Source organism: Fibrobacter sp. UWS1, from assembly GCF_002300445.1.
GTDB lineage: Bacteria > Fibrobacterota > Fibrobacteria > Fibrobacterales > Fibrobacteraceae > Hallerella > Hallerella intestinalis.
Genome location: NZ_NSGW01000001.1, coordinates 269,937 through 284,192, shown reverse-complemented (window position 1 = coordinate 284,192; position 14,256 = coordinate 269,937). Strand labels below are relative to the sequence as shown.

13 protein-coding genes are annotated in these 14,256 nt (G+C 43.8%); 8 read left to right on the top strand and 5 right to left on the bottom strand.

What is annotated here, in order from left to right:
* Positions 1–8 precede the first annotated feature (8 nt).
* A complete protein-coding gene (locus tag BGX14_RS01150; RefSeq protein ID WP_095878823.1) occupies positions 9–503 on the top strand; it encodes a restriction endonuclease subunit S in 495 nt (164 codons plus the stop codon).
* A 633-nt stretch (positions 504–1,136) separates the two neighbouring features.
* On the opposite strand, the gene BGX14_RS15425 is transcribed toward BGX14_RS01150, so the two are convergent.
* A complete protein-coding gene (locus BGX14_RS15425; RefSeq protein WP_158223188.1) occupies positions 1,137–1,283 on the bottom strand; it encodes a hypothetical protein in 147 nt (48 codons plus the stop codon).
* Positions 1,284–2,606: 1,323 nt separating this feature from the next.
* Between BGX14_RS15425 and BGX14_RS01145 the strand changes: the two genes are divergently transcribed.
* The 4 genes from BGX14_RS01145 to BGX14_RS01130 all read left to right on the top strand — a co-directional run bounded on the left by BGX14_RS01145 (position 2,607) and on the right by BGX14_RS01130 (position 5,276).
* The gene (locus BGX14_RS01145) at positions 2,607–2,900 is read left to right on the top strand and encodes a GIY-YIG nuclease family protein (protein WP_198950996.1); all 294 of its coding nucleotides are present in this window, start codon (positions 2,607–2,609) and stop codon (positions 2,898–2,900) included.
* 550 nt (positions 2,901–3,450) lie between these two features.
* The gene (locus BGX14_RS01140) at positions 3,451–3,684 is read left to right on the top strand and encodes a hypothetical protein (RefSeq protein WP_078776339.1); all 234 of its coding nucleotides are present in this window, start codon (positions 3,451–3,453) and stop codon (positions 3,682–3,684) included.
* On the top strand, positions 3,681–3,944 hold the full coding sequence (locus BGX14_RS01135) for a hypothetical protein (protein WP_143394071.1): 264 nt from the start codon (positions 3,681–3,683) through the stop codon (positions 3,942–3,944). Before BGX14_RS01140 ends, BGX14_RS01135 begins: the two co-directional genes overlap by 4 nt.
* A 597-nt stretch (positions 3,945–4,541) precedes the next feature.
* Positions 4,542–5,276, top strand: a complete 735-nt coding sequence (locus BGX14_RS01130; RefSeq protein WP_073306456.1) for a DUF6261 family protein — start codon at positions 4,542–4,544, stop codon at positions 5,274–5,276.
* 107 nt (positions 5,277–5,383) lie between these two features.
* Here the strand turns inward: BGX14_RS01130 and BGX14_RS01125 are convergent, their stop codons facing one another.
* Entirely contained in the window at positions 5,384–5,938 is a 555-nt protein-coding gene (locus BGX14_RS01125) for a hypothetical protein (RefSeq protein WP_073306458.1), read from the bottom strand.
* A complete protein-coding gene (locus BGX14_RS15170) occupies positions 5,935–7,563 on the bottom strand; it encodes a hypothetical protein (protein ID WP_143394070.1) in 1,629 nt (542 codons plus the stop codon). Before BGX14_RS15170 ends, BGX14_RS01125 begins: the two co-directional genes overlap by 4 nt.
* 60 nt (positions 7,564–7,623) lie before the next feature.
* On the opposite strand from BGX14_RS15170, the gene BGX14_RS01105 reads away from it, so the two are divergent.
* Positions 7,624–8,859 (top strand): IS256 family transposase, encoded by a 1,236-nt coding sequence (locus BGX14_RS01105; protein WP_095879753.1) that lies wholly within the window; start codon positions 7,624–7,626, stop codon positions 8,857–8,859.
* Positions 8,860–9,068: 209 nt separating this feature from the next.
* Here the strand turns inward: BGX14_RS01105 and BGX14_RS15165 are convergent, their stop codons facing one another.
* Together BGX14_RS15165 and BGX14_RS01100 are read right to left on the bottom strand one after the other, a co-directional pair.
* Entirely contained in the window at positions 9,069–10,187 is a 1,119-nt protein-coding gene (locus BGX14_RS15165; RefSeq protein ID WP_143394069.1) for a hypothetical protein, read from the bottom strand.
* A complete protein-coding gene (locus tag BGX14_RS01100; RefSeq protein WP_073306162.1) occupies positions 10,168–10,440 on the bottom strand; it encodes a hypothetical protein in 273 nt (90 codons plus the stop codon). The genes BGX14_RS15165 and BGX14_RS01100 overlap by 20 nt, the downstream gene beginning before the upstream one ends.
* Before the next feature lie 216 nt (positions 10,441–10,656).
* On the opposite strand from BGX14_RS01100, the gene BGX14_RS01095 reads away from it, so the two are divergent.
* Together BGX14_RS01095 and BGX14_RS01090 are read left to right on the top strand one after the other, a co-directional pair.
* Complete coding sequence (locus BGX14_RS01095) at positions 10,657–13,761, top strand: type I restriction endonuclease subunit R (protein ID WP_095878820.1); 3,105 nt, start codon at positions 10,657–10,659, stop codon at positions 13,759–13,761.
* 81 nt (positions 13,762–13,842) lie between these two features.
* Complete coding sequence (locus tag BGX14_RS01090; RefSeq protein WP_095849636.1) at positions 13,843–14,244, top strand: hypothetical protein; 402 nt, start codon at positions 13,843–13,845, stop codon at positions 14,242–14,244.
* Positions 14,245–14,256 lie beyond the last annotated feature (12 nt).

Genomic DNA, 14,256 nt, shown 5'->3' with positions numbered 1-14,256 from the left:
TTTCCGCGATGTTTCGTGGCGAGTACATTACAAAGAAAAATGCGCATGAGGGCAGTGTGCCTGTTGTTCTTGGTGGGCAGGAACCGGCATACTATATTGACAAATCCAACCATGACGGAGAAATCGTTGTTATCGCCCGAAGCGGTGCTTCTGCGGGCTTTGTTTCGTATTGGAATCAGCCCATTTTCGTGACAGACGGCTTTGGCTATGAAAACATTGAAGGACTGACTTTAGCAAAATATCTCTACTATGTTTTGAAGAATATCGAAGTGGATTTGAATGCGATGAAGCGCGGAGCAGGCGTTCCTCATGTAAGTGGTGAGGCTCTGGGAAAAATCATACTTCCCGTTCCCCCTCTCGCCGAACAGGAACGCATTGTCAAAATCCTCGACCGGTTCGACGCCCTGTGCAACGACATCAGCACAGGGCTTCCCGCCGAAATCGAGGCACGCAAAAGGCAGTATGAATATTACAGAGACAAACTGCTCTCGTTCCGCACTTGAGCGGTTTCCCCCTCATTGCGAGCAGTACGTCCTTGCGAGGAGCGTCAAAGACATAGCAATTCATACGGACTCTTCGTCATTGCGAGGAGCAAAGCGATGAAGCAATCTTGGCTGGCTTCCCGTCCTTGCGAGGCGCGATAGCACCGTGGCAATCTGTGCGGGTTTCCCGTCATTGCGAGCAAAGCGAAGCAATCTTGTCAGCAGGAAAGGATTGCTTCACCCCTTCGGGGTTCGCAATGACGAATACCACCAGTCCCCCCGAAGAGTGCAAGCACCACTCGTCCTTGCGAGGCGCGATAGCACCGTGGCAATCTTGGCTGGCCCCCCGTCATTGCGAGGCGCGCTAGCACCGTGGCAATCTTGTCAGCAGGAAAGGATTGCTTCACCCCTTCGGGTTCGCAATGACGAATACCACCAGTCGCCCCGAAGAGTGCAAGCACCACTCGTCCTTGCGAGGAACGTCAAAGATATAGCAATTCATACGGACTCTTCGTCATTGCGAGGAGCAAAGCAACGAAGCAATCTTGGCTGGCTTCCCGTCCTTGCGAGGCGCGATAGCACCGTGGCAATCTTGGCTGGCCCCCCGTCATTGCGAGGCGCGATAGCACCGTGGCAATCTGTGCGGGTTTCCCGTCATTGCGAGCAAAGCGAAGCAATCTTGTCAGCAGGAAAGGATTGCTTCACCCCTTCGGGGTTCGCAATGACGAATACCACCAGTCGCCCCGAAGAGTGCAAGCACCACTCGTCCTTGCGAGGAGCGTCAAAGACATAGCAATTCATACGGACTCTTCGTCATTGCGAGGAGCAAAGCAACGAAGCAATCTTGGCTGGCTTCCCGTCCTTGCGAGGAGCAAAGCAACGAAGCAATCTTGGCTGGCTTCCCGTCCTTGCGAGGCGCGATAGCACCGTGGCAATCTGTGCGGGTTTCCCGTCATTGCGAGCAAAGCGAAGCAATCTTGTCAGCAGGAAAGGATTGCTTCACCCCTTCGGGGTTCGCAATGACGAATACCACCAGTCGCCCCGAAGAGCGCTAGCACCACTCGTCCTTGCGAGGAGCGTCAAAGACATAGCAATTCATACGGACTCTTCGTCATTGCGAGGAGCAAAGCAACGAAGCAATCTTGGCTGGCTTCCCGTCCTTGCGAGGCGCGCTAGCACCGTGGCAATCTTGGCTGGCCCCCCGTCATTGCGAGCAAAGCGAAGCAATCTTGTCAGCAGGAAAGGATTGCTTCACCCCTTCGGGGTTCGCAATGACGAATACCACCAGTCGCCTCGAAGAGCGCTAGCACCTCTCGTCCTTGCGAGGAGCGTCAAAGACATAGCAATTCATACGGACTCTTCGTCATTGCGAGGAGCAAAGCGATGAAGCAATCTTGGCTGGCTTCTCGTCATTGCGAGGAGCAAAACAACGAAGCAATCTTGGCTGGCTTCCCGTCCTTGCGAGGCGCGATAGCACCGTGGCAATCTGTGCGGGTTTCCCGTCATTGCGAGCAAAGCGAAGCAATCTTGTCAGCAGGAAAGGATTGCTTCACCCCTTCGGGGTTCGCAATGACGAATACCACCAGTCCCCCCGAAGAGCGCTAGCACCTCTCGTCCTTGCGAGGAGCGTCAAAGACATAGCAATTCATACGGACTCTTCGTCATTGCGAGGAGCAAAGCAACGAAGCAATCTTGGCTGGCTTCTCGTCCTTGCGAGGAGCAAAGCAACGAAGCAATCTTGGCAGGCTTCCCGTCCTTGCGAGGCGCGATAGCACCGTGGCAATCTGTGCGGGTTTCCCGTCATTGCGAGCAAAGCGAAGCAATCTTGTCAGCAGGAAAGGATTGCTTCACCCCTTCGGGGTTCGCAATGACGAATACCACCAGTCGCCCCGAAGAGTGCTAGCACCTCTCGTCCTTGCGAGGAGCGTCAAAGACATGGCAATTCATACGGACTCTTCGTCATTGCGAGGAGCAAAGCAACGAAGCAATCTTGGCTGCTTTCAAACGCCAGGCGCAATGGCGGAAAAAATCGCTAAACCTAGCGAAGGTGAACGTCAGAATGGTCTTACATTGCCTATATTGGTACCATTCTAAAAATGTGGGAAACATCAAAAGGAGGAACGAATGAGCAAAAAGTCTTTCGTTTACATTATGACAAATTTTACCAATACCGTATTGTATGTCGGCGTTACAAATGACCTTGTCCGTAGAGCCTATGAGCACAAAAATAAACTGTTTGAGGGATTTACAAAACGCTATAATGTGACAAAGCTTGTGTATTTCGAAATCTTCGATGATATCACGCTGGCCATTCAGCGAGAAAAGCAATTAAAGGCCGGCTCCCGGCAAAAGAAAATCGAATTGATTGAAAAAAACAATGCAGAATGGAAGGATTTATACGAAAGCATTGTTCAATGACGGCAACCCTCAAGAAAGATTGCCGCGCTCCGCTCGCAATGACGAATACCACCAGTCCCCCCGAAGAGTGCAAGCACCACTCGTCCTTGCGAGGAACGTCAGCGACACGGCAATCTCACCTGCCCCCGTCCTTGCGAGGAACGTCAGCGACACGGCAATCTCACCTGCCCCCGTCCTTGCGAGGAACGTCAGCGACACGGCAATCTCACCCGCCCCCGTCCTTGCGAGGAACGTCAGCGACACGGCAATCTCACCCGCCCCCCGTCCTTGCGAGGAACGTCAGCGACACGGCAATCTCACCCGCCCCCCGTCCTTGCGAGGAACGTCAGCGACACGGCAATCTCACCCTCCCCCCGTCATTGCGAGGAGCGTAGCGACGTGGCAATCTTACCCTCAAAAAAAAGGATTGCTTCACCCTTTCGGGGTTCGCAATGACGGCAGCATTCAAGAAAGCCGAGATATCAACCGATCGAACAGGAATTCACATTCTTTTTTGGATATTATTGTATCTTTAAAGAAGATGAATTTGTTTTTATTGTCACAAAGGTGAATGATGAGCACAGCAACAAAAGAACCCATAACCGAAGCGTCCGATATAAAAAAACGCCAATCGATATATTCCAAGGCGGGTATTGCTGCTTACAAGAAGGCTCTCTCAAGCGGGGTTCCAGTCTGTTTTACTGAAGGGACTGTTATCTATAAAATGTTCCCGAACGGAAGAAAATTGAATATCGGTCAAGTAAACCCACCGGTGAAACTTGCTCAAAAAAAATTCTCCATATGACAAAGAAGCGTTTTAGAGTATTTGCAGGGCCTAATGGCTCCGGTAAGTCCAGTTTGTACGATTTTCTCGTGAAAAAGAAGTATTTCACAGAACGACTAGGTGTCAATGCGGATCAAGTCTATTGTTTTGACAATTCGGAATCGGGTCTGACCTCTTATCAAAATTTTGCCGAATGTCGGAATGGCAAAATAACAATAGAGATCGATGAAGTCCCCGAATGGTTTGATACTTATGTTCTTAAAAAACTGGAAAATCGATAGATTTGCACGTTCCGGCTGATTTGAGAGGTTCGGCTGCCTGTTAAAGAATCTCGCATAGTCTGCTTTGGCGACTTTGTTTGAGAAATTTCCGTCACCCCGAGGAGTGAAAGTCATCCCGAACACGGTCTGAAATTTTCTTGACGGGTCGTTTTCGCATGTACACGAGCCGAAACTTTCCGCGGCAGCCAATGTTCAGATGTACACGAGCCGAAACTTTCCGCGGCAGCCAATGTTCAAATGTACACGAGCCGAAACTTTCCGCGGCAGCCAATGTTCAGATGTACACGGGCCGAAACTTTCCGCGGCGGCCAATGTTCAGATGTACACGGGCCGAAACTTTCCGCGGCGGCCAATGTTCAGATGTACACGGGCCGAAACTTTCCGCGGCGGCCAATGTCATCCTGCACAAAGCGTTTTTGTTGCTGGATGGGAATGGTTTATTGCCGGGGCGTTGCTGTTTTTGTGAAAAATCCTCAATTTCTGTGTGAATTATACAAATTTGTTTAAAATTTTACATACAAATTTTTCCTGAATGTTGAAATAGATTTTAATTTGTGCGAGTCCTAAAATGGGACATTAAACTTCAATGGAGGATAAATGAATAAAATAAAAGCTGCAGTTCGAGTCGCGGAAATCGCCGGGCTTTCGGACACTTTGTTAAGGACTTTCCGTGCCGATGCCGGCGCACAGAGTGATGCCTATTTGCCCAAGATAATGGCAGAACTCGAGTCGCTGTTCGGGAATATCACCACGGCGATTCTGCAAGATAAAGTCCTGTCCACTCTGGACGAGGCGGATTCCGCGCGGGACGAAGCGATAAAATCGCTTTTTGCCGTGGTGGCGGGCTATGCGGCCATGCCGATCGAGGCGAAAAAGGCGAGTGCCGCTCCGCTCAAGCTGATTTGTGATAAATATGCCAAAGCGTCTATCACCAAGGTGAATTACACCAGTGAATCTTCGATGATAGAAAGCTTGTTGCAGGATCTGGCCGTAGAGGATTTGAAGGCGAACATCAAAGAATTGGAAGGGGTTGGGCCCGCCATCGAATGGATTCGCCATACGCAAAATGCCTTTACCCAGGCAAATGACATTTATATAAAGGCGATGGACAGCAAGGGCGAAAGCGCCACGAACTGTAAAAAGCAAATCCTGTCGCTCATTAACGATAAAATCGTTCTGTATCTGGAAACCATGAAGGTGCTGGGGAACGAATCGCTCCTTGAATTTTACAGGGTTGCCGACGCCGAAATTAATCGAATGAACGATGCCGTCGATAAGCGCAGAAAGAAGGACGGTAAGATCCCCGAAGAATTGCCGGATTCCCCGCAGTAACTGTTTTGCTGCTTCCCTTTACGGCTGAATCTCGAAAGTTGCGGCTAATTTTCGGGGTTCAGTTCAAAGTCGTGCAATAGAGTGGGGGAAATAGGTGAAACAATCGGTTATTCCTCGTCATTTTCCGAGTTGAATGTTTTGTCGGAACATTGACCACTTATCTTTACGTTGAAATTTTTTTTGAATTTGTATGTGTGAGTTTCTTTAAAAGACCACTTTGGATGTTTTGTTATTTCAAGAATGAACCTCCCTTCTAATTCTCGCCCATCAATTTGCTTTTCACTGGTTGTACAATTATGTGAAACGCCTTTTGAGAGGGGAGATTTTTTCTTGTTTTTAAAAAAATCTTGGACTTCTTCGCACGTTTTGACATACCAAAGAGGCACGAGAGTAGTACAATTCCACTCTTCAGGGAAATCAACTTCATAGATCTCGTATAAGTCTATTTGGGGGTTCCACTTGTCTTCACATTCTGTATGTTTCGCTATTTCGGACAAAGGCAATTCGATATCTACATTATGTTTGATTTTCAAGTCAAGAGAATTGTCTTTTGCAATATGATAACAGAACTCCGCCGTATTTTCTACCGCAGAAATTTTTGCAGCTCCGACGCTAGCCGAAAAAAAACATATCAAGATTATTGTAGATACATTCTTTATCACTTTACAACCTCGCAACCAGTTAAATCATAGTTCTTGTTTAGCAACGTTTCCTTTGTTGGACATGTCAATGTTGCGGCGTAACCCGGTCCTCCAGGGCCATCGTTATGAGAATATTCGCTGTGATACCATCCGCACATTTTTTGCCATAAATTATTATTGTAATCAACCAATTTATTTGTCCCCGTTTCTTTCTGTTCTTCTAACGCGGATCTAATGATTGATGCGAACCCTTTCAAAACATTATTTTTGTCGCATTTGAAATCTTTTTCGCATATATTTTCCATTTCAAAAACATATTGGGTCTTGAACATGTTATTCTTTTCAAGGCACAAATACGATTCCTTATGTCCTTTTTCATGACGTTCTCCGGCATTGTAATCTTCTTCTGTAACATAGTTGTCGCCCAGTTTATACCCTACAGGAGCCACGTAATACTCGTTCCCCCTCATTATCGTTGTAGTAGCAGAGATTTTAAAAGTAATCGTATATTTGGGATTGTTTTCACCACAAAATCCTATTTGCTCTTTATTTGTAATTTCTACTCTAGTAAATCCGTTTTCCACATTCAATTTTGTACAAGGGTATCCGCAATAAACCCCTATATCATTTCCTACGCCATAGTCCTTCCCTAATTCTCCACATATATAAATGGGACAAGTAGCACCTGCTTTGGCCAAAATATTTCGAGAAATCCCTAAATTTTCTATGGGAATATTAATTACGCTCCCTATATCAAATGTGGAATTTAACGAAGATGTGTTTTTTGTTTTGTTAGTTGTGAATGTAATTTGATGCAGGCGTTTTATTCCATTGAGACGACGCCCCAACACATCAAAAGTTTTGGGAATTGGAGAAAAACCATTTGTATAATTCGTTGATTCATAGTTATTTTCAGTTTCTGACATAGCGGATTTTTTAAATATAAATTCATCTGGACATTGCCCATCAAAATTTTCATTTTCAAACGGATTGTAGCAGTCAACTTCTTCATACCACCAGCCAATATTGTACGTTCCAAAGCTGTCTCCCGTCCAAAGCCAGTCGTAAGAACAATCAACATTGTTGTTTTCTGATTTACATCTGTAACATTTCCCATTGTATGCTATGCATGCCCGTTCTGGGTAATTCGGAAGATTTTCCATTGGGAATCCGGGACACTGGCCTATCCTATTGTCATCCCTGCGTTCTCCGCTTTCACAATCGATTTCAGTGAAAAAATACTTATCCGGGGTGTAGGGATAAATCCACATCCAGTCCTTATCGCATTCATCTGCTCGACGGGCAACATTACATCTATAGCATTTACCATTGCTTTCAAAGCAGGTATTCTTCGGATCATTGGGAATATAGCCAAACGGAAGAGATTTGCACAGACCATATTCGCTAGATGAGCTTAGCTCCTCGGACGATGAAGATTCTTCGGAACTAGAAGTATCCTCTTCCAAGGAACTTGAATATGACTCCAACTTACTTGAACTACTTGATTCTTCGGAAGACGAATTAAATTGGCTAGAAGAAGATTTTATAGAATTATAGTACTTCAATTCGCTTACGCATCTTTCAAAACTAGAAACAATTTCACTTCTGTTCAGTAAATCATAAAAGTTAAAATTGACTCTATCCATAAAACTGTGTCATTCACCACCAAGCATCATTTGAAAAATGATGTAAATTGAGGAACTATGATGACACACGAAGAATATAAAGAGATGATCAAAAAAGCAGCATCTCAGTTCAAAACAGGAAAGCCAATTTTTGGCAAAGACGGAGCATTTCACCAAGTATTGGAAGATTTTTTGAATGCTGCATTAGAAGCGGAAATGGATGTTCATTTGGAAAAAACAAAGCCCGAAAATCGAGAAAATCGGCGCAATGGGAAAATGCCGAAAGAGATAAAAACGGCATACGGAGCAGTCCAAATAAACACGCCTAGAGACCGCGAAGGAAGCTTTAATCCTGAGATTGTGAAGAAACGTCAAACCGTGCTTGCCGAAGGTCTTGCAGACCGAATTATCGGCCTTTACGGACTCGGACAAAGTATGCGCGATATTCAAAAATATTTGGAAGATGATTTTGGCGAATACATTTCAGCCGATACCATTAGCAACATCACAGAACGCGTGTGGCCAGAGATTAACGAATGGAGAACGAGACGTTTAGAAACGGTTTATCCCATCGTTTGGATGGACGCAATTCATTACAAAGTAAAAGATGAATCAGGCATCGTAACAACGCGAGCAATTTACAATGTCATCGGTGTTGATTCAAATGGTTACAAAGATTTGCTAGGCATGTATGTGTCGCAAAGCGAGGGTGCAAAATTCTGGATGCAAGTCCTTTCCGATTTGAAAAATCGCGGAGTGGAAGACATTCTCATCGCTTGTGTAGACGGACTTTCAGGCTTTCCGGACGCAATAGAATCCGTGTTTCCAAAGACCAATGTTCAGTTGTGTGTAGTGCATCAAATTCGAAATTCACTCAAGTACATTAACGCAAAATCACAAAAAGAATTTTTGAAAGAACTGAAGTTAGTTTATGCGGCATCGACCAAAACGGAAGCCGAAATTGCACTAAAAAAATTAGAAGAAAATTGGGCAAAAAAATATCCAATCGTCATTCAATCTTGGAAAGAAAAATGGGATAAACTTTCGTGTTATTTTGATTATCCAAGTGAAATTCGTCGCATTATTTATACGACAAATACTGTCGAAGGTTATCATCGCCAAATTCGAAAAGTGACAAAAACAAAAGGTCTGTTTCCAAATGATGACTCGCTTGTAAAACTCGTGTACTTGGCGTATCGAAATATCAAAAAGAAGTGGAAAAAGCCATTGCAAAACTGGACAACTTGCGTACAAAAATTATCGATTCTTTTTGGTCAAAGATTTAATCCACTCAACTTAAATCAAATTCCAAAATGAATTTTCTCCGCCCCCAAACGGAAACACAAAAACTTTAATTGGATGATTTTTTTTCAAACAAGGAATGATAATTTTATCATTTCTTGTTATATTTGAATTGCTTCAAAAGGAGAAATTTGAAGTTGTCGCAAAGACAAAATCGAGTTGAAAAAACATCGCTTTGATTTTGCTTTTCGCTTCTTCAATTTTGAAATTTCAAAGCTCTTTTTTTAGCTAACAAAAACTAAATGACACAGTTTATTTGACAGAACCTTAAAATTTGCAGGAAGTTGATCTGCATTTGCACCTGCAAGCCAACTCAAATCACTCAACGTGGACGCTTCTGTCACTCCTAGACCCCAAAATACCATTCCATAACTATCATTATCTGTATTCTTCGTTACTGAGCACCCTTTTGCAGGATCAACCGAGACTGTATAATTTAAGGAATTCGCCCTGCAATTATAAATAGTCGGTATTTTTACATACGTAACATAATTACTGTTCCAATTTTGTTTACAGGTCTCAATATCGTTAAAACAATAAGCAATAGCATTGTTTGTGACTGTGACATAGGGTAGATTTGTTTTTATCATTATAGTTGGATTGCTTTGCCGCACAAAACACAATAAAGAGTATTCCAACTGCCCATAATAATTAGGCCTTTTCGTAAAGAATTTTATCCTCGTAGTATTTGAATTATAACATTTGCAGAAGCCTGTTTCCTTACAATAATTGCCGTCCAAATTAAAATAGGAGGTAGCTTCAGTTGGGCACAAATGCAACCCTTCTGTGTAGCCAAAAAGATTATTAGCTATACTAGATGATGATGCTTTAGACGAAGAACTCTTTGTTTTGAAAGAACTTGATGAAGAGCATACTTGAGATGAAGAACTCTTAAGTTCGGATGAACTTGATGACTCTTCGCAGCCAGGAAGAGTGTGATCATTTAAACCACAAGACTCCCTAGATCCATTCAACGTGCTTCCCCAAGAATTCAAAGTTGTCATACAAGTCATCATAGCAGTTTTGCAAATTTTATTGCAATATTTTTTATTCTCTTCCAGTTCTTCTTTCATTTCTAAAGAATTGCAAGTGTTGCATGAAACTCTCAAAACAAATGCGTTCTCAGCAAATGCCCCATCACATGTATTATTAGAAGGACTTTCAGAGACCGAATAAGAAAACTCTCCTCCACCGCCACCATAGCTTTCACAACTTTCTCGATACGCCTCTACACCTTCATTAGCGTATTCTTTAGATTCATAAAGCAAACAATCTGCAAACACCAAATGGCAAAAAACAATAAAACCGCAAATAATATCTTCATTATCTCTCTTCTTCTGCAAATTTTATATTTGGATATTTGGCTTTAACACAGCCCTTGTAATCTTCTGTTCCTACTTTGAATTTTGCTTTGCATTCACTAAAATCATAAAGACCTTTAGTCACAGGCCTAGGAGGAATCCCTTTAACATTACCTAAAGGGTTATTAAATCCCTTCTGGGAACGGTCAAAATCCTTTTCAGATGGAAGGGTTTTACTTTCCGAACAAGCAAGAACAAAGGCTGTCAAAATAAATAGAAGCAGAGCTTTTTTCATATCGCATTAATATAATCCTTGTTCTAAAAAATGCGTGTAAGATAATGTTAAATTTACATCAATTTTAAATATAGGACGGAAAAGTCCCGGTGAAAGGGAACTGAATCTCGAAAGTTTTTTGGAGATTCGTTGAAAAACGGCCCCTGGATTGAATCCGGGGGCTTTTTGATTGCTATATTCTCGGTAAAAATTCAGCCATATCGCAGAGGGTTTTGCATGCAGTATAACACCATCGCAGAAACAAACCATTTTATCGTTCTTGACGACTATACCAAGCATAGCGAGCTGCACGAACCGTCTGTTGCATACCAGACCGAAGCGAATCTTGAAAAAGAGTTTATCCAGGATTTAGTAAGTCAAGGCTACGAATACCGCAAGGACATTTCGACTCCCGAAGCTTTGCTCTCGAATGCCCGGGTGCAGATTCAGTCCCTTAATGATATGGCGTTTACCGATAAGGAATGGAATCGGTTTGTGGAGGAATATCTGGACAAGCCGGGAGATTCGCTGATTGATAAAACCCGCAAGATTCACGATAACCACATTTACGATTTTGTCTTTGACGATGGGCATATTCAAAACATCTATATCGCCGACAAGCAAAATATTGCCCGAAATAAAGTGCAAGTCATCAACCAGTTTGAGCAAGTTGGAACGCAGGCGAATCGCTACGACGTGACGATTTTGGTGAATGGCTTGCCGCTTGTCCAAGTGGAATTGAAAAAACGCGGCGTCGCTATCCGCGAGGCTTTCAATCAGGTGCATCGCTATAGCAAGGAAAGTTTCAATGCGGAACATTCGCTTTTCAAGTATCTTCAGGTGTTTGTCATTTCAAACGGCACGGACAGCCGCTATTTTGCCAATACCGTGGAGCGCAACAAGAACAGCTTCGACTTCACGATGAACTGGGCAAGGGCTAATAATGCGCCGATAAAAGACCTGAAGGATTTTACGGAAACCTTTTTTCAAAAAAACACGCTGCTGAATGTGATTTTCACCTATTCGGTGTTCGATGTAAACAATACCCTGCTGATTATGCGCCCTTACCAGATTGCCGCGGTGGAGCGGATGCTCTGGAAAATCCAAAGTTCTTTTATGGCAAAAATATGGAGCAAGCCGGAGAGCGGTGGATTTGTTTGGCATACTACAGGTTCCGGAAAAACGCTTACCAGCTTTAAGGCGGCAAGGTTGGCTACACGCTTGGATTTTATCGATAAGGTTTTCTTTGTCGTGGATCGCAAGGATTTGGATTACCAGACGATGAAGGAATACCAGCGGTTTTCGCCCGACAGCGTAAACGGATCGGAAAGCACGGCGGGTTTAAAACGCAATATCGAAAAAGACGACAACAAGATTATCGTCACCACGATTCAGAAGTTGAACAACCTGATGAAGAGCGAAGACAATTTGCCGGTCTATCAAAAGCAAGTCGTTTTCATTTTCGATGAATGCCATCGCTCCCAATTCGGCGAAGCGCAAAAAAATCTAAAGAAGAAATTCAAAAAATTCTATCAGTTCGGTTTTACGGGAACGCCGATATTTCCGGAGAACGCTCTCGGTGCAGAAACGACAGCCAGCGTGTTTGGCCGTGAATTGCATTCGTATGTCATTACCGATGCCATACGCGACGAGAAAGTGTTGAAGTTCAAGGTCGATTACAATAATGTGCGTCCGCGATTCAAGGATGTTGAAACGGAGCAGGACGAAAAGAAACTGACCGCTGCCGAAAATAAATTGGCCCTGTTGCATCCTGCCCGCATTCAGGAAATTTCACAATACATTCTGCAAAATTTCAGAATCAAGACGCACCGGAACCAAGGCGATAGCAAAGGATTTAACGCCATGTTCGCCGTGAGCAGCGTCGATGCCGCCAAATGCTATTACGAAGAACTGAACCGCTTGCAGGTGGGCTTGGAAAGACCGCTGAAGATAGCGACCATATTTTCTTTTGCCGCAAACGAAGAACAGAATGCCGTAGGCGACATTCCCGATGAAACTTTTGAAGTGTCGGCAATGGATTCTAGCGCCAAGGAGTTTTTGGCAAAAGCGATTGGTGATTACAATGGAATGTTTGGCACAAGCTTTGGCGTAGATGGCAAAGAATTTCAGAATTATTACCGCGATCTTGCCAAGAAAGTGAAAAATAGGGAAGTGGATTTGCTGATTGTGGTGGGAATGTTCCTGACTGGTTTTGATGCGCCTACATTGAACACTTTATTTGTGGATAAAAACTTGCGTTATCACGGATTGCTCCAGGCTTTTTCAAGAACCAACCGCATTTATGACGCCACCAAGACTTTCGGCAATATCGTCACTTTCCGCGATCTTGAAAAGCACACCATCGACGCCATTACTTTATTCGGCGACGAAAGTACCGCCAATGTCGTGCTGGAAAAGAGTTACAAAGAATATCTGGAAGGTTTCAAAGATCTTGTTTCGGGCGAAGTGCGTAAAGGCTATGTCGATATCGTCAAGGAATTGAAAGAAAAATTCCCGGATACAGATAACATCGTGAAGGAAAAGGATAAAAAGGAATTTGTCAAGCTGTTTGGCGAATACTTGCGCGCAGAAAATGTGTTGCAGAATTATGACGAATTTACAGCTCTTCGGGATTTCCAAAAGATAGATGCCAATAATTCGGAAGCCGTTGAAGCTTTCAAGGCGGCGCATTTTGTGACGGATGAAGACATTGAAAAAATGCAAAAAATAGAAATGCTCCCGGAAAGAGTCGTTCAGGATTACAAGTCCGCTTACAACGATATTCGGGAATGGATTCGCCGGGAACAGCGTGGAAATGATTCTGAAAAATCAAAAATAAATTGGAATGATGTCGTATTTGAAGTCGATCTGCTGAAATCGCAAGAAATCAATTTGGATTATATTCTGGAACTGATTTTTGAACACAACAAAAAGAAAATGGACAAGTCTTCGCTTATCGAAGAAATCCGTCGCATGATTCGTTCAAGCGTTGGCAATCGCGCCAAGGAAAGTCTGATTGTGGATTTTATCAACGATACCAATCTGGATTCCATTGGCGACAAAACGGAAATTATAAAAGCGTTTTTTGAATATGCGCAAAAGGAACAGCAAAAAGAAGCGGCGGATTTGATTGAAAGTGAAAAATTGAATGAAAGGGAAGCAAAGCATTTTCTGAAAATTTCTTTAAAGCGGGAATACGCAAGCGATAACGGAACGGATTTCAATAGCATTTTGCCTAAGATGAGCCCGCTAAATCCGCAATACCTGACAAAGAAGCAGACGGTGCTACAGAAAATTGTGGATTTTGTCGAAAAATTTAAAGGTGTCGGCGGGGAGGTTTAACGGGGGCATTTTCCCGCCCGCAAATCCTTTTGGTCGGGCTGTTTCATGAATGTAATTTTCTATATTCTCGCCGAGGTTTGTATGAAAAAAATTCTTTTATTGCTTTTGCTTGCGCTTTCCGTTTCCTTTGCGGAAAATTTGACCATTCAAGGGAAACTGACGGAAATCCCGGGCAAGATGCCGCCGAACGATTTGTACAATTACGTCTATATTTTGAAGTATAAAGTCACGAAAGTGCTCGAAGGGAAATTTGCCGGCAAGGAAATTCTGGTGGGCGTCTATAATCCGCTGACTCCGCGCGGAGCATCTGCCGATAAAATGGCCAAGCTTTTCCAAGGGGATGTGCGGGCGTTCAAGGCGGGCGATTCCCACGTTTTGAAACTGCTCCCTCTGGAGGGCAATTATTCGGGTGCGGTCGAAGACGAATATTTTGACGACGAATCGGAACGCTATTTGGCTGTCGAAGTTTTAAAGGCGAAGTAATTTGGTTTTCTC

Excerpts from the sequence above, each read along its gene's own strand:
- BGX14_RS01150 (WP_095878823.1), top strand. The coding sequence starts at position 9 with ATGTTTCGTGGCGAGTACATTACAAAGAAAAATGCGCATGAGGGCAGT.
- BGX14_RS15425 (WP_158223188.1), bottom strand. The coding sequence starts at position 1,283 with ATGAATTGCTATGTCTTTGACGCTCCTCGCAAGGACGAGTGGTGCTTG.
- BGX14_RS01145 (WP_198950996.1), top strand. The coding sequence starts at position 2,607 with ATGAGCAAAAAGTCTTTCGTTTACATTATGACAAATTTTACCAATACC.
- BGX14_RS01140 (WP_078776339.1), top strand. The coding sequence starts at position 3,451 with ATGATGAGCACAGCAACAAAAGAACCCATAACCGAAGCGTCCGATATA.
- BGX14_RS01135 (WP_143394071.1), top strand. The coding sequence starts at position 3,681 with ATGACAAAGAAGCGTTTTAGAGTATTTGCAGGGCCTAATGGCTCCGGT.
- BGX14_RS01130 (WP_073306456.1), top strand. The coding sequence starts at position 4,542 with ATGAATAAAATAAAAGCTGCAGTTCGAGTCGCGGAAATCGCCGGGCTT.
- BGX14_RS15170 (WP_143394070.1), bottom strand. The coding sequence starts at position 7,563 with ATGGATAGAGTCAATTTTAACTTTTATGATTTACTGAACAGAAGTGAA.
- BGX14_RS01105 (WP_095879753.1), top strand. The coding sequence starts at position 7,624 with ATGACACACGAAGAATATAAAGAGATGATCAAAAAAGCAGCATCTCAG.
- BGX14_RS01100 (WP_073306162.1), bottom strand. The coding sequence starts at position 10,440 with ATGAAAAAAGCTCTGCTTCTATTTATTTTGACAGCCTTTGTTCTTGCT.
- BGX14_RS01095 (WP_095878820.1), top strand. The coding sequence starts at position 10,657 with ATGCAGTATAACACCATCGCAGAAACAAACCATTTTATCGTTCTTGAC.
- BGX14_RS01090 (WP_095849636.1), top strand. The coding sequence starts at position 13,843 with ATGAAAAAAATTCTTTTATTGCTTTTGCTTGCGCTTTCCGTTTCCTTT.